This is a genomic window from Pseudomonas sp. PDNC002, from assembly GCF_016919445.1.
In the GTDB taxonomy this organism is placed as follows: Bacteria; Pseudomonadota; Gammaproteobacteria; order Pseudomonadales; family Pseudomonadaceae; genus Pseudomonas.
In genome coordinates, this window is sequence record NZ_CP070356.1 from 3,324,780 (window position 1) to 3,347,598 (window position 22,819).

19 protein-coding genes are annotated in these 22,819 nt (G+C 65.8%); 13 read left to right on the forward strand and 6 right to left on the reverse strand.

What is annotated here, in order from left to right; all coding sequences use genetic code 11:
• Positions 1–89: 89 nt before the first annotated feature.
• The 6 genes from JVX91_RS15365 (at position 90) to JVX91_RS15390 (ending at position 5,609) form a co-directional block, all read left to right on the forward strand.
• A complete protein-coding gene (locus tag JVX91_RS15365; protein ID WP_205335069.1) occupies positions 90–1,565 on the forward strand; it encodes an NAD(P)/FAD-dependent oxidoreductase in 1,476 nt (491 codons plus the stop codon).
• Positions 1,549–2,496, forward strand: a complete 948-nt coding sequence (locus JVX91_RS15370) for an alpha/beta hydrolase (protein WP_205335070.1) — start codon at positions 1,549–1,551, stop codon at positions 2,494–2,496. The genes JVX91_RS15365 and JVX91_RS15370 overlap by 17 nt, the downstream gene beginning before the upstream one ends.
• Positions 2,493–3,251, forward strand: coding sequence for an SDR family oxidoreductase (locus tag JVX91_RS15375; protein WP_205335071.1), 759 nt, complete (start codon positions 2,493–2,495; stop codon positions 3,249–3,251). The genes JVX91_RS15370 and JVX91_RS15375 overlap by 4 nt, the downstream gene beginning before the upstream one ends.
• A gap of 153 nt (positions 3,252–3,404) precedes the next feature.
• The gene (locus JVX91_RS15380) at positions 3,405–4,088 is read left to right on the forward strand and encodes a hypothetical protein (RefSeq protein WP_205335072.1); all 684 of its coding nucleotides are present in this window, start codon (positions 3,405–3,407) and stop codon (positions 4,086–4,088) included.
• Positions 4,089–4,377: 289 nt separating this feature from the next.
• Positions 4,378–4,716 (forward strand): ribonuclease E inhibitor RraB, encoded by a 339-nt coding sequence (locus JVX91_RS15385; RefSeq protein ID WP_024765445.1) that lies wholly within the window; start codon positions 4,378–4,380, stop codon positions 4,714–4,716.
• Positions 4,717–4,904: 188 nt separating this feature from the next.
• A complete protein-coding gene (locus JVX91_RS15390) occupies positions 4,905–5,609 on the forward strand; it encodes a type 1 glutamine amidotransferase (protein ID WP_205335073.1) in 705 nt (234 codons plus the stop codon).
• A gap of 598 nt (positions 5,610–6,207) precedes the next feature.
• On the opposite strand, the gene JVX91_RS15395 is transcribed toward JVX91_RS15390, so the two are convergent.
• The 5 genes from JVX91_RS15395 to ydcS form a co-directional block, all read right to left on the reverse strand.
• On the reverse strand, positions 6,208–7,632 hold the full coding sequence (locus JVX91_RS15395; protein ID WP_205335074.1) for a gamma-aminobutyraldehyde dehydrogenase: 1,425 nt from the start codon (positions 7,630–7,632) through the stop codon (positions 6,208–6,210).
• Between the two features lie 91 nt (positions 7,633–7,723).
• Entirely contained in the window at positions 7,724–8,545 is an 822-nt protein-coding gene (locus tag JVX91_RS15400) for an ABC transporter permease (RefSeq protein ID WP_205335075.1), read from the reverse strand.
• Positions 8,535–9,437: an ABC transporter permease gene (locus JVX91_RS15405; RefSeq protein WP_205335076.1), complete on the reverse strand. Its 903-nt coding sequence runs from the start codon at positions 9,435–9,437 to the stop codon at positions 8,535–8,537. The genes JVX91_RS15400 and JVX91_RS15405 overlap by 11 nt, the downstream gene beginning before the upstream one ends.
• Positions 9,434–10,453, reverse strand: a complete 1,020-nt coding sequence (locus JVX91_RS15410) for an ABC transporter ATP-binding protein (protein WP_205335077.1) — start codon at positions 10,451–10,453, stop codon at positions 9,434–9,436. The genes JVX91_RS15405 and JVX91_RS15410 overlap by 4 nt, the downstream gene beginning before the upstream one ends.
• Before the next feature lie 275 nt (positions 10,454–10,728).
• Positions 10,729–11,886, reverse strand: a complete 1,158-nt coding sequence (ydcS, locus tag JVX91_RS15415; RefSeq protein ID WP_205340020.1) for a putative ABC transporter substrate-binding protein YdcS — start codon at positions 11,884–11,886, stop codon at positions 10,729–10,731.
• 366 nt (positions 11,887–12,252) lie between these two features.
• Here ydcS and JVX91_RS15420 point away from each other — a divergent pair, with 366 nt between their 5' ends.
• The 4 genes from JVX91_RS15420 (at position 12,253) to JVX91_RS15435 (ending at position 16,237) form a co-directional block, all read left to right on the forward strand.
• The gene (locus tag JVX91_RS15420) at positions 12,253–13,665 is read left to right on the forward strand and encodes a circularly permuted type 2 ATP-grasp protein (protein ID WP_205335078.1); all 1,413 of its coding nucleotides are present in this window, start codon (positions 12,253–12,255) and stop codon (positions 13,663–13,665) included.
• Positions 13,666–13,667: 2 nt separating this feature from the next.
• Complete coding sequence (locus JVX91_RS15425) at positions 13,668–14,618, forward strand: alpha-E domain-containing protein (RefSeq protein WP_065327624.1); 951 nt, start codon at positions 13,668–13,670, stop codon at positions 14,616–14,618.
• Positions 14,615–15,424, forward strand: a complete 810-nt coding sequence (locus tag JVX91_RS15430; RefSeq protein WP_205335079.1) for a transglutaminase family protein — start codon at positions 14,615–14,617, stop codon at positions 15,422–15,424. Before JVX91_RS15425 ends, JVX91_RS15430 begins: the two co-directional genes overlap by 4 nt.
• 78 nt (positions 15,425–15,502) lie before the next feature.
• Complete coding sequence (locus tag JVX91_RS15435; protein WP_205335080.1) at positions 15,503–16,237, forward strand: proteasome-type protease; 735 nt, start codon at positions 15,503–15,505, stop codon at positions 16,235–16,237.
• A gap of 602 nt (positions 16,238–16,839) precedes the next feature.
• Here JVX91_RS15435 and JVX91_RS15440 read toward each other — a convergent pair.
• Entirely contained in the window at positions 16,840–17,643 is an 804-nt protein-coding gene (locus JVX91_RS15440; protein ID WP_205335081.1) for a cytochrome c, read from the reverse strand.
• A 671-nt stretch (positions 17,644–18,314) separates the two neighbouring features.
• Between JVX91_RS15440 and JVX91_RS15445 the strand changes: the two genes are divergently transcribed.
• The 3 genes from JVX91_RS15445 (at position 18,315) to JVX91_RS15455 (ending at position 22,653) form a co-directional block, all read left to right on the forward strand.
• Complete coding sequence (locus JVX91_RS15445) at positions 18,315–19,520, forward strand: acetyl-CoA C-acetyltransferase (RefSeq protein ID WP_205335082.1); 1,206 nt, start codon at positions 18,315–18,317, stop codon at positions 19,518–19,520.
• Between the two features lie 161 nt (positions 19,521–19,681).
• Positions 19,682–21,826: a 3-hydroxyacyl-CoA dehydrogenase NAD-binding domain-containing protein gene (locus JVX91_RS15450; RefSeq protein WP_205335083.1), complete on the forward strand. Its 2,145-nt coding sequence runs from the start codon at positions 19,682–19,684 to the stop codon at positions 21,824–21,826.
• A 272-nt stretch (positions 21,827–22,098) separates the two neighbouring features.
• Entirely contained in the window at positions 22,099–22,653 is a 555-nt protein-coding gene (locus JVX91_RS15455; protein ID WP_205335084.1) for a cysteine hydrolase family protein, read from the forward strand.
• Positions 22,654–22,819 lie beyond the last annotated feature (166 nt).

Below are 22,819 nucleotides of genomic sequence, written 5' to 3' on the forward strand. Positions count from 1 at the left end.
TGTCCGACTATGCCATAACCCGCTGACTGAAGTCGCACTAGGATGTTGTCATCCGCCGCTGTGCGGACATCAGAACCGGGAGCACAACAATGACAACATCATCCCGTCGATCGGCCGCCCCGCGCGTGCTGATCATCGGTGCCGGCTTTGCCGGCCTGGGCCTGGCGATCCGCCTGCAGAAGGCCGGCATCACCGACTTCCTTATCCTCGAAAAGGCTGCCGAGGTGGGCGGCTGCTGGCGCGAGAACGTCTATCCGGGCGCCGCCTGCGACGTGCCTTCGCACCTGTATTCCTTCTCCTTCGAACCCAAGGCCGACTGGTCGCGCAAATTCGCGCCCCAGGCGGAAATCCTCGATTACGCCCGGCACTGCGCGGCAAAGTACGGCCTGCGCGAGCGCATCCGTTTCAACTGCGAAGTGCGTGAAGCGAACTTTGATGAAGCTGCCGGGGAATGGCGGGTGACCTGTGCCGATGGCGAAGAGCTGCACGCTCAATCGCTGGTCTGCGCACTGGGGCAGCTCAGCCGCCCGCTGATTCCGAAACTGCCGGGGATCGAGCGCTTCAAGGGCAAGGCCTTCCACTCCGCACAGTGGGACCATGAGTCGCCGCTGGACGGTAAGCGGGTAGCGGTGGTCGGTACCGGCGCCAGTGCCATCCAGTTCGTCCCGCAGATCGCACCGAAGGTGGCCGAGCTGCTGCTGTTCCAGCGCAGCGCCGCCTACGTGATTCCCAAGCCGGATCGTCCCTACGCCGACTGGGAGCGCCGCATCAAGGCGCGCCTGCCCTGGCTGCAGCGCCTGGACCGTGGCCTGAAATACATCCAGCACGAGGCGCGGGCGCTGGCCTTCACGGTGTTCCCGCCGATGATGAAATTCATGCGGATCAGCTTCCATCTGCACATGCGCAAGAGCATCGCCGACCCGCAACTGCGTGCGCGGCTGCAGCCGGACTACCCCATGGGCTGCAAGCGCATCCTGATCAGCAATGACTACTACCCGGCGCTGGCGCGCAGCAACGTGAAGCTGGTCGATACCGGCATCCGCGAGGTCACCGAGGACGCCATCGTCACCCGCGATGGTCAGCGCCACCCGGTGGACGCGATCATCTACGGCACCGGCTTCGCCGCCACCGAGTTCCTCGCGCCGATGCGCATCACCGGGCTTGCCGGGCGCGAACTGAACCAGGCCTGGAGCGACGGCGCCGAAGCGTACAAGGGCATCAGCGTCAGCGGTTTCCCCAACTTCTTCATCCTCTACGGCCCCAACACCAACCTGGGCCACAACTCCATCATCTACATGCTGGAAAGCCAGTTCCCCTACGTGCTCGGCTGCCTGCAACGCATCCAGCGCGAGGGCCTGAAGTACCTGGACCTCAAGCCGCAGGTGCAGCAGGGTTTCAACCGCCAGTTGCAGCACGACCTGCAGCACACCATCTGGGAGCGCGGCTGCAGCAGCTGGTACAAGACCGAAAGCGGCCGCAACACCGTGAACTGGCCGGGTTTCACCTTCCGCTACCGCCAACAGACCCGCCAGCCGGAGTTCGCCGACTATGACTGCATCCGTTGAACCCGTAATGCCGCTGTCGACCCAGCAAAGGATTCTCACCGCCACCCTGCGCGGCACGCTCAACCTGCTGTTCCGCGGGCTGATGGGCCCGCAGCTGCCGGTGAAGGCGCAACGCGCATTGCTGCGCGGGCTGACGGCCGCAACGCTGACGCCCCGTGGCGTACACCGCGAGCAGACGACCCTGGGCGGCGTCCCCGCCGAAGTCTGGCGCGCCGATGGCGGCGGCGAGGGCAGGGTGATCCTCTACCTGCATGGCGGTGCGTACCTGATCGGCTCGCCGGCCACGCACCGGGCGATCACCGCCAACCTGGCGCGCCGCTGCCAGGCCGAGGTCTGGGTGATCGATTACCGCCTCGCGCCCGAGCACCGTTTCCCGGCGCAGCGCGATGATGCCGTGGCGGCCTATCGAGCGCTGCTGGACAAGGGGATTCCCGCGCAGGCCATCGCCATCGCCGGGGATTCCGCTGGCGGCCACCTGACCCTGCAACTGGCGCTGGAAGCCAGGGCGCAAGGCCTGCCGGTGCCGGGGGCGCTGGTGACCTTCTCGCCAGTGACCGATCTTTCCGCCGAACACCTGCATGCCCCGGCGGCCGGCGACCCGCTGATCACCCGCGCCTGGATGGACAGCGCCATGGAGATGTTCTGCCCGCCCGACATTCCCCGCGCAGACGCCCAGCTGTCGCCGCTGCATGCCGATCTCACCGGCTTGCCGCCGCTGCTGATCCAGGTCGGCGAGGACGAGGTGCTGCGCAACGACAGCCTGCGTTTTGCAGAGGCTGCGCGACGTCAGGGTGTGGAGCTACGGCTGCAACGCTTCCCCGGCTGTTGGCATGTGTTCCAGGCCCATGCCGGCCTGCTGGACGTGGCTGATCGCGCGCTGCAGGACGTCGCCGATTTTCTCGTGGGCCATCTGCAGGGAGTGCGTCGATGAACACCATCCTCATCAGCGGGGCCGCCTCCGGTATCGGGGCGGCGACGGCCAGGCTGTTCCATCAGCGCGGCTGGCGCGTCGGCCTGGTCGACCTCAATCCCGAGCCGCTCGCAGCGTTGGCCGCCGAGCTGGATGGCGCCTGGCATCGCGCGCTGGATGTCACCCATGCCGAGGCGGTCGGCACGGCGGTGAACGAATTTGCGCAGGAGCATGGCGGTGTACTGCGCCTGCTGTTCAACTGCGCGGGCATCCTGCGCTTCGGCCGGTTCGAGGACATCAGCCTGGCCGAGCACAACCGTATCATCGCCATCAACGTGCAGGGCGTGCTCAATTGCTGCTACGCCGCGCTGCCGTACCTCAAGCGCACGCCCGGCGCACAGGTGCTGAACATGGGCTCGGCCTCCGGGCTCTACGGCGTACCGCAGATGGCCAGCTACTCGGCGTCGAAGTTCGCCGTGCGTGGACTGACCGAGGCGCTGGAACTGGAATGGCGCGAACTCGGTATTCGCGTCGCCGACCTGATGCCGCCTTTCGTGCGCACGCCGATGGTCGCCAGCCAGACCGTCGAACCGCCGGTACTGCGTCGACTGGGCGTGACCCTGGTGGCCGAGGACATCGCCAAGGCGGCCTGGCGCCAGGCCCAGAGCAATGGCGTGCATCGCCCCATCGGCGCGATGTTCCGCGCCATGTACTGGTCCGGCCAGCTGTCGCCGCCGGCGATCAATCGCTGGGTGATGGCCTGGCTCAGCCGCTGAGCCGCGGCCCGCAGCCGCTCACGCTCCTGTCCGCGCGGCGCGGGTCGATGCGCCGCGCAAACGCCAGTGCGCGTCAGTCCCTTTAGACTGTGTTGATATTTCGTCCTGGCCATCGGGTGGCCGGGGCAGCAACGCATCAGAGGGAGCCTGACTGTGGAGCCACTGCGTCTTTCCTGGGCAGCCGCCTGGAACAAGGCCTGGAGCGACTTGACCGACCCGTTCGACCGACTCAGCGAAGTCGCCTTCGGAGTGATCATGGCGCTGACGATCATCTCGGTCATTCCTACCGCCGCCGGCGGCACAGGCCGGCAACAATTGGTGATGGCTGCGCTGGGGTGCAACCTGGCCTGGGGCATCGTCGATGCACTGATGACCCTGGTGGGCATGCGGGTGGAGCGCGAGCGCCGGCATGGCGGCTTGCGTGCCTTGCGCCGGGCGAGCGATGACCAGCATTTCCGCGAGGGGCTGCGGGGTTTTCTGCCCGACCTGCTGGTGGATGACATGCGCCCCGACGACGTTCAGCGCATGCGCCACAAAATGATGGCCTCTGTCCTCGGAACGGGGGATACCCCGCGACTGGGTCGGGAACACTGGCTGGCCTGGCTGATACTTGCAGGGCACACCTTCCTGTCGACCTGGCCGATCATCCTGCCGCTGCTCCTTGTCCACGACGATTTGTTGGCGCTACGCCTGGCACAGGGCACGGGCCTGTTGCTGATGTTCGGCCTGGGGTGGTTGCTGGCGCACTGGGCGGGTGGCCGGCCGTGGCAGGGTGCCCTGGCGTTCACCACGCTGGGCGTGGCGATGACAGGTATCTGTCTGGCCCTCGGGGGTTAGCGTTGCGGGTGTGATGGTGGCGGGCGAGCTCCGGCTGCCGCCTGTCGCCGCTGTCGCCGCTGGAGCGTCAAAGTTGCGGCAGGGCGCGCCGCCAGACGCTACGCTGAGAAATGTGGCCGGGAAATTTCGTCGCGCCGATCGGCGCGTTCGACGGAGTTGGCCACCATTTCGGGGGACGTTGCGTCAAATGACGTTTCCTGGCGGCACACTGAAGTGCCCGGAATGCGCCCGTGCGGGCGCGTTCGTCGGCGGGAATACACTCTGAACGTCTCGACAGGAGGTGCATACCATGGAAAAGCCCCTCTCGGAGGATATCAGCGTCAACGTGTTGCGCCGGATGAAGGAAGGTGGCTTCGATTTCGCTCGCATTCATCCCATCGACTTTTTCGCCATCTTTTCCGATGAACAGAACGCCCGCAAAGCTGCCCGGCAGTTTCGCGGAGAATCGCTGAGAACCCAGGTCGAAGCCCGCGATGACGGCGGCTGGAGCCTGCAGATCAGCAAGGTGATGTTCGCTACCCACGCCGCCATCGGTGATTTCGAGCACGACCTGGAGGAAGTCGTGGTGCCACTGGGCGGTATTCTCGATGGTTGGGGCGTGACCCAGGAGGTCACTTCCCTGCGCTGATCGCAACACGTCGTTGGGCCGCCTTCGCGCGGCCGATCTTCTACCCGCAAAAACCGGAAGTGCGCCGTCGCCAGCCATGGCGGCGCGCTTCTTCGTGCGGGGAAGGGCAGTCGTGCAACGACGACCTTGCGGATACGCCAGGTTTCATCGACGCCCCCGATGCGGCAGACTGCCGCGCGGAGGTGACCATGACCGATATCCTGATCCTGACCCATGTCGATTTCTGCCCGCCCGGCCATCTGGGCGCGGTACTCGACCGCCTGCAACTGCCGTTCGACGTGCGCCGTGCCGACCTGGGCGAGCTGGAAGGCTACGACCTGGAGCGGCCCAAGGCCGTCGCCATCATGGGCGGGCCGATGAGCGTGAACGACGACCTGCAATGGCTGCGCGACGAGATCGCGGCGATCCGCCGCTTCATCGAGCGCGACGTACCGATGATCGGCCACTGCCTGGGCGGCCAGTTGCTGGCCAAGGCGCTGGGCGCGCAGATCCATCGCCTGCCGTACACCGAGCTGGGCTGGCAGCCGATGCGCCGCCAGGAAGGGCAGAGCCCGTGGCTGGCGCACCTGCCCGAGGAATTCCCGATCTACCAGTGGCATGGCGACACCTTCGATATCCCCGAAGGGGCCACCCGTCTGCTGTCCAGCCCGTGGTGCGAGAACCAGGGGTTCAGTTACGGCGAGCGCATTCTCGGCCTGCAGGGGCATCCGGAGATGACCGAGGAACTGGTCAGCGGCTGGGTCAACGGCTTCCCGGAATACCTCGATCCCAGCCAGCCGAGCCAGGAGAGCGCCGAGGTGATGCTCGACGGCTTGCCGCAGCGGGTCGCGGCGATGAACCAGGTGGCGGAAGGGTTCTACCGCCATTGGTTGAAGCTGGCTGGGTTGGTCTGATCCGGCGATCTTGGGGCGGCGGTGGGACATCGCGGACGGAGTCCGCTCCTACAAAGATCAAGAGCCCCTCACCCTAACCCTCTCCCAAGGGGAGAGGGGACCGTTCGGTGCAGGATGAACCCTTCGCGTCAGCCGGCACGTATGACTCCCTCTCCCAAGGGGAGGAGGGCCGTTCGGTGCAGGATGAAACCTTCGCGTCAGCCGACACGGATGACTCCCTCTCCCAAGGGGAGAGGGGACCGTTCGGTGCAGGATGAACCCTTCGCGTCAGCCGACACGGATGACTCCCTCTCCCAAGGGGAGAGGGGACCGTTCGGTGCAGGATGAAACCTTCGCGTCAGCCGACACGGATGACTCCCTCTCCCAAGGGTAGAGGGGCCGTTCGGTGCAGGATGAAACCTTCGCGTCAGCCGACCCGGATGACTCCCTCTCCCAAGGGTAGAGGGGCCGTTCGGTGCAGGATGAAACCGCGGCATCCGCTGGCACGGACGGCTCCCTCTCCCTCTGGGAGAGGGCTGGGGTGAGGGGAAAGCTTTGGCACGGGCTTTCCGGAAAAGACAGCTGCTCTGACAGGACGTGAAGCTGGCTCCCGCGCGATTCAATGCTTGAACATGATGTGCCGCGCCACGGTGTAGTCCTCCAGGCCATACATCGACAGATCCTTGCCGTAACCGGACTGCTTGAAGCCGCCATGGGGCATTTCGCTGCACAGCATGAAATGGGTGTTCACCCACGTGCAGCCGTACTGCAGGCGCGCCGCGACCCGTGAGGCGCGGCCCACATCCTTCGTCCACACCGACGAGGCGAGGCCGTAGTCGGAATCGTTCGCCCAGCGCACCGCCTCGTCCGCATCGCTGAACGGCGTCACCGACACCACCGGGCCGAACACCTCGCGACGGACGATCTCGTCGTCCTGCTGGGCGTTGGCCACCACCGTGGGTTCGTAGAAGAAGCCCTTGCCGCTGACCATCTTACCGCCGGTGGCGATCTGGATGTGCGGGCTGGCCTTGGCCCGTTCGACGAAGCCGGAAACGCTGTCGCGCTGGGCGGCGGTGATCAGCGGCCCGAGTTCGGTATTCGGATCGTTCTGCAGCCCGGTCTTGAGGCTGGATACCGCGCTGGCCAGATCGGCGACGAAGTTGTCGTAGACCTTCTTGCCGGCATAGATACGGCACGCGGCGGTGCAGTCCTGCCCCGCGTTGTAGAAGCCGAAGGTGCGGATGCCGGCGATCACATCCTCCAGGTCGGCATCGTCGAAGACGATCACCGGGGCCTTGCCGCCCAGCTCCATGTGCAGGCGCTTCACGCTGTCGGCGGCGCTCTTGATGATGGCCTTGCCGGTGCCCACCGAGCCGGTCAGCGAGACCATGCGCACCAGGTCGTGGCTGACCAGCGGCGCACCCACGGTCGGGCCGCGGCCGAAGACCAGGTTGACCACGCCGGCGGGGAACAGCTCGGTAATGAATTCGGCAACGCGCAGCGCGGTCAGCGGCGTCTGCTCCGACGGCTTGAGCACCACGCAGTTGCCGGCCGCCAGTGCCGGACCAAGTTTCCAGGCAGCCATCATCAGCGGGTAGTTCCACGGCGCGATGGAGGCGACCACGCCCACCGGGTCGCGGCGGATCATCGAGGTGAAGCCGGGCAGGTACTCGCCGGCGGCGGAGCCGGGCAGCACGCGGCAAGCACCGGCGAAGAAGCGGAACACATCGGCAATGGCTGGAATCTCGTCGTTCAGCGCGGCGGCGTAGGGCTTGCCGCAGTTGTCCGATTCCAGGTGGGCCAGTTCCTCGGCGTGTTCCTCGATGCGGTCGGCCAAGCGCAGCAGCAGAAGCGCGCGGTCCTTCGGTGTGGTCTGTGACCAGTTGTCGAAAGCGGCGTTGGCGGCGCGTACGGCGGTGTCGACCTGGGCTTCGCTGGCTTCGGCGACTTGGCCGATCACTTCGCCGGTGGAGGGGTTCAGGACGTCCAGCTTCACGCCTTCGCCGGCGACGAACTGGCCGTTGATCAGGAGTTTGGTTTGCACGGGGGCTCCTCCTTCAAAGGGTTTCCCCTCACCCCAGCCCTCTCCCGGAGGGAGAGGGCTGGGGTGAGGGCGCTTGGTAATGCGCCGAAAATCACTTGCCACTCCCCGCCACATCACTTGTCCCGCGCGTCAGGTAGTACGCGCCGAGAATCGGCAGCATGGTGGCGAGCATCACCAGCATGGCCACCACATTGGTGATCGGCACATCGCGCGGGCGCGTGAGCTGGTTGAGCAGCCACAGCGGCAGGGTGCGCTCGTGGCCGGCGGTGAAGGTGGTAACGATGATCTCGTCGAACGACAGCGCGAAGGCCAGCATGCCGCCGGCCAGCAGCGCCGTGGCGATGTTCGGCAGAATGATGTAGCGGAAGGTCTGCCAGCCGTCAGCGCCCAGGTCCATGCTCGCCTCGATCAGGCTGAAGGAGGTGCGGCGGAAGCGCGCGATCACATTGTTGTAGACGATCACCACGCAGAAGGTGGCGTGGCCGATGACGATGGTCAGGAAGCCGGGCTCGATCCCCAGCGTCTTGAACGCCGAGAGCAGGGCGATACCGGTGATGATGCCGGGCAGGGCGATGGGCAGGATCAGCATCAGCGAGATGCTTTCCTTGCCGAAGAAATCGCGGCGATAGAGCGCGCCGGCGGCCAGGGTGCCGAGGACCATGGCGATCAGCGTCGCGACGCAGGCGATCTTCACCGACAGCCAGATGGAATCGAGTACGTCGCCGCGCTGGAAGGCGATGCTGAACCACTTCAGGGTGAAGCCCTGCAGCGGGAAGCTGTAGGCCGATTCCTCGGTGTTGAACGCGTAGAGCAGGATCACCAGGATCGGAAAGTGCAGGAACACCAGCCCGCCCCAGGCGGCCAGGCGCAGGAACCAGGAGGGGCGGTCGGTGGAATGTGCGTCAGAGCGCATCGAAGGCCCCCAGCCGTTTGGCGATGGACAGGTACACGGCGATCAGCACGATGGGCACCAGGGTGAAGGCTGCCGCCAGCGGCATGTTGCCCACCGCGCCCTGCTGCACATAGACCATGGTGCCGATGAACAGCCCGCTGGGGCCCACCAGCTGCGGGATGATGAAGTCGCCCAGGGTGAGGCTGAAGGTGAAGATCGAGCCGGCCACCACGCCGGGAAAGGCCAGCGGCAGGATGACCTGGAAGAAGGTCTGTCGCGGGCGTGCGCCGAGGTCCGCCGAAGCCTGCAGCAGCGTGGGCGGCAGGCGCTCCAGGGCGGCCTGGATCGGCAGGATCATGAACGGCAGCCAGACGTAGGTGAACACCCAGAAACGCCCCAAGTGCGACGTGGACAGGGTGTTGCCGCCCACGCCGGGCACCTCCAGCAGCAGGTTCAGCAGGCCGAGCAGGTGCAGGTGTTCGATCACCCAGTAGAGGATGCCGCCCTTGGCCAGGATCACCGTCCAGGCGTAGGCCTTGACGATGTAACTGGCCCACATCGGCAGCATCACGGCGATGTAGAAGAAGGCTTTTTCCTTGGGCCCGGCGTAGCGCGCCATGTAGTAGGCGATGGGGAAGGCGAGGATGGCGCTGGCGACCGACACGGCGATGGCCATGCTGAAGGTGCGCAGGACGATGTCGTAGTTGGCCGGGTTGAACAGGGCCTTGTAGTTGGCCAGGGTCAGCTCCGGCGTCACCGCCATGGTGAAGTCGTCGAAGGTGTAGAAGCTCTGCCAGAGCAGGGCGAACAGCGAGCCGATGTAGATCACCCCGAACCACAGCAGCGGCGGGATCAGCAGCATCAACAGGTAGAGCGTGCTGCGCCGGTAGAGGAAGCTGGAGATCGCCCTCATGACGGCGGCTCTTCCAGCAGCGGCACCAGCGCGCTGCGCGCCCAGCAGGCGGTTACCGCGTCGCCCGGTTTTGGCCGCCGCTCCTCGCGTTCGCCGTTGGGCAGGGCGGCGACCAAGCGCACGCCGTTTTCCAGTTCGATCTCGTAGCGGCTGCTGGCGCCCATGTATTGCACGTCGAACAGCGTGCCGCTGACTTCCAGCTCGCCTTCGCCGGCGCGGCCGAAGCGTACGTGCTCCGGGCGCAGCGAGTGCGGGCGCGCCTCGCCGAGCAGGCGCTGGGCGAGGTCGCCGCGCAGCACGTTGGCAGTGCCGACGAACTCGGCAACGAAGCGCGTGGCGGGGCGACGGTAGAGGTTGCCCGGGGTGTCGACCTGCTCGATGCGGCCCTTGTTGAACACGGCTACGCGGTCGGACATGGACAGCGCTTCGCTCTGGTCGTGGGTGACGAAGATGAAGGTGATGCCGAGCTGGCGCTGAAGTTTCTTCAGCTCCACCTGCATCTGCTCGCGCAATTTCAGGTCCAGCGCGCCCAGGGGTTCGTCCAGCAGCAACACGCGTGGGCGGTTGACCAGCGCTCGGGCCAGGGCCACGCGCTGGCGCTGACCGCCGGAAAGCTGCGCGGGCTTGCGCTTGCCGTAGCCGGCCAGGGCGACCATGCCCAGGGCTTCCTCGGCGCGGTGGTAGCGTTCGGTCTTCGCCACGCCTTTCACCTTCAGGCTGTAGGCGACGTTATCCAGCACGTTCATGTGCGGGAACAGTGCGTAGTCCTGGAACACCGTGTTCACGTCGCGCTCGTAGGGCGGCAGGCCCGCCGCTTCCACGCCATGGATGCGGATGGAGCCGGAGGTGGGCTGCTCGAAGCCGGCGATCAGCCGCAGGCAGGTGGTCTTGCCCGAGCCGGACGGGCCGAGCATGGAGAAGAACTCGCCGTCGCGGATCTCGATGGACACGCGGTCGACGGCGCGCACCTCGCCATAGTGACGGCTCACGTCGGTGAACTGGACGGCTGTGGTCATGCTGCGGGCTACCTGCGTGGCGGGGGCTGCATCAGAAAAGGTAGCGCATGGGGGCGGGGGTGCTTGCCGACTTGCCGGCGAGGTGGGGCATTTGTACCAGCGACAGTTTTATGGACAGGTCCTGCGCCAACGCATCCCCTCACCCCAGCCCTCTCCCTTGGGGAGAGGGAGCCGTTCGTGCCGGCTGATGGCAAGGTTTCATCCTGCACCGAACGGTCCCCTCTCCCGCGTGCGGGAGAGGGTTAGGGTGAGGGGCTTTTGATCCAGCAGGGGCATCACCTCCCACCCATGATCGCAATGTAGTCCTGCGTCCAGCGGCTATACGGCACGCACTGTCCCTGAGCGCACTTGGCCTGCGGCGTCTTCCAGAAGGCAATACGGTCGAACTGGTCGTAGCCGTTGGTGGCGCAACCCTGGGCACCCAGCAATTGGCTGCCGGTGCAACCGTCGGGCGAGGCGGGCACCGAGCCGAACCAGGCGGCGACGTCACCCTGCACCTTGGGCTCCAGCGACCAGTTCAGCCACTTGTAGGCGCACACCGGGTGCTTGGCGTCGACGTGCATCATGGTGGTGTCGGCCCAGCCGGTGACGCCTTCGCCGGGGATGGTCGAGGCGATCGGCTGCTTCTCGCCCTGCAGCGCGTTCACCTGGTAGGGCCAGGAACCGGAGGCGGCGACGCCTTCGTTCTTGAAGTCGCTCATCTGCACCGTCGCGTCGTGCCAGTAGCGGTGGATCAGCTTCTGCTGTTCGCGCAGCAGCTTGAGGGCGGCGGCGTACTGTTCTTCGTTGAGCTCGTACGGGTCCTGGATGCCCAGCGCGGGCTGGGTGGCCTTCAGGTAGAGCGCCGCGTCGGCGATGTAGATCGGCCCGTCGTAGGCCTGCACACGGCCCTTGTTGCTCTTGCCGTCGGGCAGCTTCTGCTCGGTGAACACCACGCTCCAGCTATCCGGTGCCTTGGGGAAGACCTTGGTGTTGTACATCAATACGTTCGGCCCCCACTGGTACGGCGTGCCGTAGTGCTTGCCGTCCACCGTGTGCCAGGGCGCGTCCTGCAGGCGCTTGTCGACGTTTTTCCAGTTGGGCACCAGGGCGATGTTGATCGGCTGCACGCGCTTGCCGTAGACCAGCCGTAGCGATGCGTCGCCGGAGGCGGTGACCAGGTCGTAGCCGCCCTTGGCCATCAGGCTGACCATCTCGTCGGAAGTGGCGGCGGTCTTCACGTTGACCTTGCAGCCGCTGTCCTTCTCGAACTGGCTGACCCAGTCGTAGTTCTTGTCGCTTTCGCCGCGTTCGACGTAGCCGGGCCAGGCAATGATGTCGAGGGCGCCCTCTGGCTGGCCGAGTTGCTTGAGCGCCTCGGCGGCCTGCAACGAGCCACTTGAAAGCAGGCTGACGCCGGCAAAGGCCAGCGCCGCGACTTTCGCTGAAAACATTTGCACTGATGACATGGACGGACTCCTGTTGTTCTTCGTTGTGGGAGCCACTGCGGAACCAGCGCGCAGAAAAATGGCACCTCCGTTGACCGCTGCATGTCCATAGCGAATGGGCACGCTCTTGCAGCGTAGTTCCGGCCCCAGGGGCTGACAAGAAAGCCCCCGGCGCCCCGCAAAGCCCCGTCATCTGGCGCTCGCGGCCCCAAACGGGGCGGGCCGGGGCCAACGGCCGACAAAAGCGCACCGAGCTGGTGCGAGGCGTACCGGCAGCCTTTGCAAGTCATTGAACCAACAGGAAATCGACCTCTGGCACGGGCCTTGCGATGGCCTTCCCAGCCGAGGACGAGCGGCAACAAGGAGTAGAAGATGGCTCGGGTGTTCTATGACGAAATGCATGACGCCGCTGGCGCCTGCCGACCGCACTACACAGAATTTTCCCGCTGGCTGGCGGACATGCCCGGCGAGCAGCTGCAACAGCGCCGTCGCGAGGCCGACCTGCTGTTCTACCGCGCAGGCATCACCTTCACTCTCTATGGCGACGACCAGGGCACCGAGCGCCTGATCCCCTTCGACACCATCCCGCGCAGCATCCCCGCCAGCGAGTGGCGGACCATCGAGGCCGGCTGCATCCAGCGCGTACAGGCGCTCAACCTGTTTCTCGCCGACCTCTACCACGACCAGCGCATCCTCAAGGAAGGCCTTATCCCGCCCGAGCAGGTCCTGGCCAACGACCAGTACCAACTGGCGATGCAGGGCCTGGACGTGCCCGGCAATGTCTACGCGCATATCGCCGGCATCGACCTGGTGCGCGACGGCAACGGCGCCTACTACGTGCTCGAGGATAACCTGCGCACCCCCAGCGGCGTCTCCTACATGCTGGAAAACCGCAAGATGATGATGCGGCTGTTCCCCGAGCTGTTCTCCGCCCAGCGCATCGCGCCCATCGACCACTACCCGAACCTGCTGCTGGACACCCTGCGCAACTCCAGCCCGCTGGATAACCCCAGCGTGGTGGTGCTGACGCCGGGTCGCTTCAACAGCGCCTACTTCGAGCACGCCTTCCTGGCCCGCGAGATGGGCGTGGAACTGGTGGAGGGCGCCGACCTGTTCGTCCGCGACGAGCGCGTCTACATGCGTACCACCGCTGGGCCGCAGCAGGTGGACGTGATCTACCGGCGCATCGACGACGACTTCCTCGATCCGCTGGCCTTCAACCCTGACTCCATGCTCGGCGTGCCCGGCCTGCTGGCCGCCTACCGTGCCGGCAACGTGGTGCTGGCTAATGCCATCGGCACCGGTGTGGCCGACGACAAGTCGGTCTACCCCTACGTGCCGGAGATGATCCGCTTCTACCTCGACCAGGAGCCGATCCTGCACAACGTGCCGACCTGGCAGTGCCGCCGTCCGCAGGACCTGTCCCACGTGCTGGCGCACCTCCCTGAACTCGTGGTGAAGGAAGCCCAGGGCTCCGGCGGCTACGGCATGCTGGTCGGCCCTGCGGCTACCACGGCGGAAATCGAAGCCTTCCGCGCGCGGCTGATGGCTCGCCCCGAGGCCTACATCGCGCAGCCGACGCTGAGCCTGTCGACCTGCCCGACCTTTGTCGAGAACGGCATCGCCCCGCGCCACATCGACCTGCGGCCTTTCGTGCTGTCCGCGCCAGACAACGTGCGCCTGGTCCCCGGCGGGCTGACCCGCGTGGCGTTGCGCGAAGGTTCACTGGTCGTCAACTCGTCACAAGGTGGCGGTACCAAGGACACCTGGGTGGTGGAGGACTGATCATGCTGAGCCGTACCGCTTCCGATCTCTACTGGATGTCGCGCTACCTGGAGCGTGCCGAGAACCTCGCGCGCATGCTCGACGTTTCCTACTCGTTGTCGCTGATGCCGCAGGACGGTCGCGGCGATGGCCTGGAAGAACTGGCCATGCCGCTGCTGATCACCGGCAATCTCGACGCCTATCTCGCTCGCCATGGCGAACTGCACGCCGAGCGCCTGCTGAACTTCTTCGCCCTGGATGCGCAGAACCCCACCAGCATCTATTCCTGCTTCGGCGCCGCCCGCGCCGGGGCGCACGCGGTGCGTGGGCGCATCACCACCGACATGTGGGAGAACATCAACGCCACCTGGCTGGAGATGCGCGACATCGCCCACCAGGGCCTGCTGCGCTATGGCATCAGCCATTTCTGCGAGTGGGTGAAGGATCGTTCCCACCTGTTCCGCGGCGCCACCTTCGGCACCAGCATGCGCAACGACGCCTTCCACTTCATCCGCTTGGGCACCTACATCGAGCGCGCCGACAACACCTTGCGCCTGCTCGATGCGCGGCATCAGGTGCTGGGCGAGCATAGCGCCGGCCCGGCGGAAGGTTCCGCCCGTGGCTACTACCAGTGGACGGCACTGTTGCGCGCGCTCTCGGCCTTCGAGGGCTACACGGAGCTTTATCGCGATGCGCTGAACGCGCGGAACATCGCCGAACTCCTGCTGCTGCGCGAGGACGTCCCGCGCTCGCTGCTGGCCTGTGCCGAGGAGCTACGCCAGATCCTCGCCAGCCTGCCGGGCGCCAACGGCCGCCCGGCCCAGCGCATGGCCGCCGAACTCGAAGCCCGGGTGCGCTACACCGGCATCGACGAGGTGCTCGGCGCCGGCCTGCACACCTGGATCACCGACCACATCGGGCTGGTGCGCCAGCTCGCCAACGCCATTCACAGCTCGTACCTGGAGGCCGCATGAAACTCTCCATCCGCCACGACACCACCTACCGCTACGAAGACCAGGTGCGCGCGAGCATCCAGTACCTGCGCCTCACCCCGCAGGAAAGCGAGCGCCAGCACGTGCTCGACTGGCAGCTGCATCTGCCGCGCCCGGCGCATCCGCAGCGCGATGCCTACGGCAACATCCTTCATGTGCTGACCCTCGACGAGCCCCACGAGGCCATCGCCATCGCCGCTCATGGCAACGTCGAAATCGACGTGCAGAACGAGTGCGAGCACGATCACCTGTCGCCGCTGCCGTTCCTGCGCAGCACCCGCCTGACCCTGGCCGACGGCGCGCTGCAGGAGTTTGCCCGCGCCCAGTGCGCCGAGCGCCGCGACCGCAAGGCGATGATCCGCCTGATGCAGGCGCTGAACGAGCGCATCGCCTATGTGCCCGGTTCGACCCAGGTGGACAGCACCGCCGCCGAAGCCTTTGCCGCGGGGCAGGGCGTCTGCCAGGACCATGCCCACGCCTTCGTTGCCTGTCTGCGCTACCTCGGGGTGCCGGCGCGCTACGTCTCCGGCTACCTCTACACCGATGTCGAGGAGCATCTGGCCAGCCATGCCTGGGCCGAGGCGTGGTTGGATAACGCCTGGTACAGCTTCGACGTGACCAACGTGCTGGATCGCCCCGAACGCCACCTGAAACTGGCGGTGGGCCTGGACTACCTCGACGCCTGCCCGGTGCGCGGCATGCGCCGGGGCGGCGGCGGCGAGCAGATGCATGCCCGCGTCACCGTGGCGCCGGGGCATCTGCAGCAGGCCCAGCAGATGCAGCAGTGAGCGGGCGTGGCGAAAGGCCGGGCACCGGCTTAAGATCGGTGCCAGCTTCCCGCTCCCTGAACCTGCCATGAGAACGTCATGACCTATTGCGTCGCCATGAACCTCGCCCAGGGCCTGGTCTTCGTTTCTGATTCGCGCACCAACGCCGGCGTCGACAACATCGCCGTGTTCCGCAAGCTGCATATCTTCGGCACACCCGGCGAGCGTCTGATCGTGGTGCAGACCGCCGGCAACCTGGCCACCTCGCAGTCTGTGATCAGCGTGCTGCGGCAGCGCATGGGCAGCGACGAACCTAACCTGGGGAACGTCGAGAACCTGTTCGAAGCGGCCCGGCTGGTGGGGTCGACGCTGCGCGAGGTGGTCGACCACGACGAGAACATCGGCCAGAACCAGGGCGTCGACCTGGGCAGTTCGTTCCTCGTTGGCGGGCAGATCGGCACCGAGGTGCCGCGCCTGTTCAACGTCTACCCGCAGGGCAACTTCATCGAATCGACCCGCGACACGCCGTATTTCCAGATCGGCGAGAGCAAGTACGGCAAGCCGATCATCGACCGCGCCATGAGCTACGCGACGCCGCTGGAGCAGGCGCTGCGCTGCGCGCTGATCAGCTTCGACTCGACCATCCGCAGCAACCTGTCGGTGGGCATGCCGCTGGATCTGCTGGTGTACCGCGAAGGCAGCCTGGAGGTCCCGGCGGGGTACCGCATCCAGGAAGGCGATGCGTACTTCGAGGGCATTCGCGGGCAGTGGGGCGCGGGGCTGCGGCAGCTGCTCGGCGAACTGCCAGCGCCGCCGGAGGATTACTGGCACTGACGTTTCGCTGCGGGGCGGGTTCGCGGAGAAGCTCCGCTCCTACAGGGGAGCTGGGAGCTTGGGTTTTCGCTCTTTGTAGGAGCGGATCTTATCCGCGATGCCCGCCGGCAGCTCGGCGCGCCGATCCAGACCACTGTCCCGGCTACGCCGGGATTTCGCGGAGAAGCTCCGCTCCTACAGGGGAGCCGGAAGCTTGGAGTTTCGCTCTTTGTAGGAGCGGATCTTATCCGCGATGCTTGCCGGCAGATCGGTGCGCTGATCCAGACCACTGTCCCGGCTACGCCGGGATTTCGCGGAGAAGCTCCGCTCCTACAGGGGAGCGGGGAGCTTGGAGCTTCGCTCTTTGTAGGAGCGGATCTTATCCGCGATGCCCGCCGGCAGCTCGGCGCGCTGAGCCAGACCAGTGTCCCGGCTGCGCCGGGATTTCGCGGAGAAGCTCCGCTCCTACAGGGGAGCGGGGAGCTTGGAGTTTCGCTCTTTTGTTAGGAGCGGATCTTATCCGCGATGCCCGCCGGCAGATCGACGCGCTGAGCTAGACCACTGTCCCGGCTGCGCCGGGATTTCGCGGATAAGATCCGCTCCTACGGGGCAAGCCCTTCCGATCAGCCTCCGGCTTTAGACTTCCGCCCCGCCATGTGCTTCAGGTAAGCCACGATCTCATCCAGCTCTTTGTCGCTGATCACATCCGCCGCAAACCCCTTCATCCGCGCCTCCGGCCAGTGCCGCAGGCTCTGCGGATCGCGGATGTACTGCTTGAGATATCCCGCGGCGAAATACTCCGTCGGATTGTGCGGAATATTCAGGTCCGGCCCGAACTGCGAATCCCCCGCACCGTTCAGGCGATGACAGGCCAGGCAGTTCTTCTGGAACTGGGCGAACCCATCCTGAACCTGCTTCGACGCATTCTTCGCTGGCAACAACGCCGGGAAACGCTCAGCCAGCGGTTTCAGGTAACGAATAGTGGCAACCTGGAACGGCCATTGCTCCGGGCCGATGCCGGCGGCTTTGGGATCGGTCCAGACCAGATAGAACGGCCCGGCGGATGGCTTGCCGTCGCCCAGCTTCGGCCAGGGCTTGTCCGACTGCTCAATGGCCAGCCAGGCGCGTGAGCCTTTGTCCTCCAGCAGCGGCGCCGCCGGCAACTCGGCGGCGAACCCATCGAGCGCCACGGCCTGCAGGTGATCGCCGGGCTTCACGCTGTCCAGCAGCACAGCCAGGGGTACCGCGCGGTAGTGCATGGCGCGGTTGTAGGAGACGTCGGCGGGAATCTCGATGTCCTGCGCCTTGGGGTTGGCCAGCAACTGTTCAGTGCTGAAGTCATGCTTGCCGTCAGGCAGCTCCAGCGTGAGCGTCGCGGCGAAAGCGGTGGGGCAGAGCAGGAGCAGCGTCAGCAGCAGTGGGCGCATGGCGGGTTCCGGTGGGCGAGTGGGCCGCGGAACATTAGCAGAGGTGTGGGCACTGCAGGAGGTAGGTGGCTCCCGCGCTGCGTTGACCGTGGCTCGCGGATGGCGGCACGCGGTGCGCAGCAGCGGGGAAGCCGGGTGTTGGCCCTAGCCGACCAGACGACTCAGATTGGGAATGATCAGAACAACGGTGGTTGCGAAGACGATCAGGCTTGCCTGACGCCATTTTCTCGATTGTTTGTCCATGATGTCCTTCCGCCTTTCTTGTTCTTGGCACGGCTCACTCACGGCCTGTCGATAGTGGAGCGCGTACCTTGGCTTCTGGTTTTTCGAACCGCCCCGGCAAGCCCGGCAACGGCACTTTTCGCATCATCTGCAGAATTGAGTCTAAGCCTAGTGCCGCGTGGGCTTAGACCATCTCGCAGCAAGTGATGCAGCTTCAGGCATATTCCCTCTATATGACTGGGGCGTGACAACGCCGTTCAGCTTTTCGACCGCTCGTCCGCTCCCGCCGACAATCCCTTTCCAGAGCCTTCGGCCTGATCGCCTCCGGTCGGTCGCTGAGCGTGGCGGTCAATTGCGCTGAGCGCTGCGGTCATTGCCCCTGGCCGTTACGCCGCTAAGGTAGGCCGACACGCCACGCCTGCGTGACGACAACTCTAAGAGAGAACGCCATGACCGAAGCATTCATTTACGACGCGGTGCGTACTCCCCGCGGCAAAGGCAAGAAGGACGGCGCGCTGCACAGCGTCAAGCCGGTGAACCTGATGGCCGGCGTGCTGCGCGCGCTGCAGCAGCGTAACCAACTCGACACCGCCCAGGTCGACGATATCGTCCTGGGCTGCGTGACCCCGGTGGGCGACCAGGGCTCCGACATCGCCAAGACCGCCGCGCTGGTGGCCGACTGGGACGAGCAGGTCGCCGGCGTGCAGATCAACCGCTTCTGCGCCTCGGGCCTGGAAGCGGTCAACCTGGGCGCCATGAAAGTGCGCTCGGGCTTCGAGGACCTGGTGGTGGTCGGCGGCGTGGAATCCATGTCCCGCGTGCCCATGGGTTCCGATGGCGGCGCCTGGGCGCTGGACCCGGAGACCAACCTGCACACCAGTTTCGTACCCCAGGGCATCGGCGCCGACCTGATCGCCACCCTGGAAGGCTTCAGCCGCGCCGACGTCGACGCCTTCGCCCTGCGCTCCCAGCAGAAGGCCGCCAAGGCCCGCGCCGAAGGGCTGTTCGCCAAATCCCTGGTGCCGGTCACCGACCAGAACGGCATCGTCCTGCTCGACCATGACGAGTTCATCCGCGCCGACTCCACCCTCGAAGGCCTCGGCGCGCTCAAGCCCAGCTTCGAGATGATGGGGCAGATGGGCTTCGACGCCAGCGCGCTGCGCAAGTACAGCTTCGTCGAGCGCATCGAGCACGTGCATACGCCGGGCAACAGCTCCGGCATCGTCGACGGCGCCACCGCCATGCTCATCGGCTCCGAAGCCAAGGGCCGCGAGCTGGGCCTGAAGGCCCGTGGCCGCATCGTCGCCACCGCGGTGACCAGCACCGACCCGACCATCATGCTCACCGGCCCCGCGCCGGCCACCCGCAAGGCGCTGGCCAAGGCCGGCCTGAAGGCCGAGGACATCGATCTCTACGAGGTCAACGAAGCCTTCGCCTCGGTGGTGATGAAGTTCATGAAGGACATGGGCGTGCCCGAGAGCAAGGTCAACGTCAACGGCGGCTCCATCGCCATGGGCCACCCGCTGGGCGCCACCGGCTGCATGATCCTTGGCACCCTGCTGGATGAACTGGAGCGGCGCAACCTGCGCTACGGCCTGGCCACCCTCTGCGTGGGCGGCGGCATGGGTATCGCGACGATTATCGAACGAATTTAAGGATCGATCATGGGCTACTGCGCTCGGCCAAGCTGCGTTGGAAATTCTCCGGGAATGCTCATTGGCTACAGCCAACGCCGCTTCCCGAGGAATTTCCGCCTTGCCTGACCTTCGCTCGTGACGCCCCTGAAGCGATCCCCCAGCATGGGAAGAAAACAAAAATGACTGACGCCATCCGTTATGAGAAAGGCCAGGACAACATCGTCGTCCTGACCATGGACATGCCTGGCCAGAGCGCCAACACCATGAACGGTGTGTACCGCGAGGCCATGGCCGCCACCGTCGCGCGCCTGGAAGCCGAGAAGGACTCGATTGCCGGCGTGGTGATCACCTCGGCGAAGAAGACCTTCTTCGCCGGTGGCGACCTGAATGAACTGATCAAGGTCACCAAGGCCGACGCCCAAGCCTTCTACGAAGGCATCCTGGTGCTCAAGGGCCAGCTGCGGCGCCTGGAAACCCTCGGCAAGCCGGTAGTTGCCGCCATCAACGGCGCAGCCCTGGGCGGCGGCTGGGAAATCTGCCTGGCCTGCCACCACCGTATCGCCCTGGACGAAAGCCACGTCCAACTCGGCCTGCCGGAAGTCACCCTGGGCCTGCTGCCTGGCGGCGGCGGGGTAGTGCGCATGGTGCGCCTGCTGGGTCTGGAGAAAGCCCTGCCGTACCTGGTCGAAGGCAAGAAAGTGCGCCCGGACCAGGCGCTCAAGGCCGGCCTGATTCACCAGCTGGCCTCCAGCCGCGAAGACATGCTGGCCAAGGCCCGCGAATGGATCGCCGCCAACCCGGCCGCCAAGCAGCCGTGGGACAGCGCCGGCTACAAGATCCCCGGCGGCACGCCGTCCAGCCCGGCCGTGGCGCAGATGCTCGCCATCGCACCGTCCGTGCTGCGCGACAAGACCAAGGGCTGCTTCCCGGCGCCGGAGAAGATCATGTGCGCCGCCGTTGAAGGCGCCCAGGTGGACTTCGATACCGCGCAGCTGATCGAGGCGCGCTACTTCACCGAGCTGACCACCGGCCAGGTGGCGAAGAACATGATCGGCACCTTCTGGTTCCAGCTCAACGAGATCAACGCCGGCAAGTCCCGCCCGCAGGGCATCCCGCCGCAGCAGACGAAGAAGGTCGGCGTCGTTGGCGCCGGCATGATGGGCGCGGGCATCGCCTACGTCTCGGCTGCTGCCGGCATCGAGGTAGTGCTCAAGGACGTGTCCATCGAAGCGGCGGAAAAGGGCAAGGCTTACTCCGCCGGCCTGTTGGACAAGAAAGTCGGCAAGGGCCAGATGACTGCCGAGAAACGCGACGCCTTCCTCGCGCGGATCAAGCCGACCGCCAGTGACGCGGATTTCGAAGGTTGCGACCTGATCATCGAAGCCGTGTTCGAGGACCGCGGCCTGAAGGCCAAGGTCAGCGCCGCCGCCGAATCCGCCGCGTTGCCGGATGCAGTGATCGCCTCCAACACCTCGACCCTGCCGATCACCGGCCTGGCCCAGGCGGTGGCGCAGCCGCAGAAGTTCATCGGCCTGCACTTCTTCAGCCCGGTGGACAAGATGCCGCTGGTGGAGATCATCCGTGGCGAGAAGACCGACGACGCCACCCTGGCCCGCGCCTTCGACTACGTCCTGCAGATCAAGAAGACCCCGATCGTCGTCCACGACAGCCGTGGCTTCTTCACCTCCCGCGTGTTCGGCACCTTCACCAATGAAGGCCTGGCCATGCTCGGCGAAGGTGTATCGGCGGCGATGATCGAGAACCAGGCGCGCCAGGCCGGCATGCCGGTGGGGCCGCTGGCGATCAGCGATGAAGTGTCGATGAGCCTGATGACTCACATCCGCGAGCAGACCCGCAAGGACCTGGAGGCCGAAGGCAAGCAATTGCCCAAGCACCCGGCCTTCGCCGTGGTGGACCTGATGGTCAACGAGTACAAGCGTCCGGGCAAAGCCGCCGGCGCCGGTTTCTACGACTATCCCGCCAACGGCAAGAAGCACCTGTGGCCGGAGCTGAAGCAGCGCTTCGAGAAGGCAGATGCGCAGATCTCGCCGGAAGACGTGCGTGATCGCATCCTCTTCATCCAGGCCATCGAGACGGTGCGCTGCGTGGAGGAGGGCGTGCTGACCTCCACCGCCGACGCCAACATCGGCTCGATCTTCGGCATCGGCTTCGCGGCCTGGAGTGGCGGCGCGCTGCAGTTCATCAACCAATACGGCCTGAAGGACTTCGTCGCCCGTGCCCAGTACTTGGCCGAGCAGTATGGCGAACGCTTCCTGCCGCCGGCGCTGTTGCTGGAGAAGGCCGCGCGGGGCGAAAGCTTCTGAGTCGGCTCCTTCGAGAGCCCCTAACCCTAACCCTGGCTACGCGCCCCGCTCCTGAGGGAGAGGGGCCCGTTCGGCGCAGGGTGAAACCGAGGCATCAGCCGGCACGATCCGCTCCCTCTCCCTCTCCCTCTCCCTCTGGGAGAGGGCTGGGGTGAGGGCAATCGACTGGCACGGATTTTCAACCGCTCTCTAAAAACCGGCCCGCGTGGCCGGTTTTTTCTTGTCTGCGCAAACCTTAGGATGACGCCTTCCCACCCATCAGGACCGCACCGATGACCGCTCCCGCACTGTTGATCATCGACCAGCAAATGGGCATGCGCACCACCCCCGAACCGCGCAACAACCCGCAGGCCGAGCAGCGCATCGGCGAGCTGCTGGCGGCCTGGCGCAAGGCCGGCTGGCCAGTGGTGCACGTACGGCACATCTCGCGTACGCCGGGGTCGCCGTTCTGGCTGGGCCAGCCCGGCGCGGAATTCCAGCCAGAGCTGGCGCCGCTGGGCCACGAGCACGTGGTGGAGAAGAACGTCCCCGACGCGTTCATCAACAGCGCCCTGGAGCGCTGGCTGCGGGTGCGCGGCATCGAGTCGGTGGTGATCTGCGGCGTCAGCACCAACAACTCGGTGGAAGCCACGGCACGCACGGCGGGCAACCTGGGCTTCGTCACGCGGGTGGTGGCGGACGCCTGCTTCGCCTTCGAAAAGCGCGATTTCAACGGCGTGCTGCGTGGTGCGGAGGAGGTTCACGCCATGTCCCTGGCCAACTTGCAAGGCGAATATGCGCAGGTGCTGGACGCGAACTCGATCCTGCGCGAGTGGTCACTGGACTGAATCCTTGCCAACCGGCCGTCACCCCTGTGCGCCGATGCAATTGAAGGAAGTCGGTTTTTCCGGTATTTCCCCTGAAATTCCTGCACAAGAATCGGCCTCGGCATCTTGTGCGGTGAAAAAATAGGGCGTAATTTTCACGCGCGTTTCATCAGTGTCAGGAAAACCA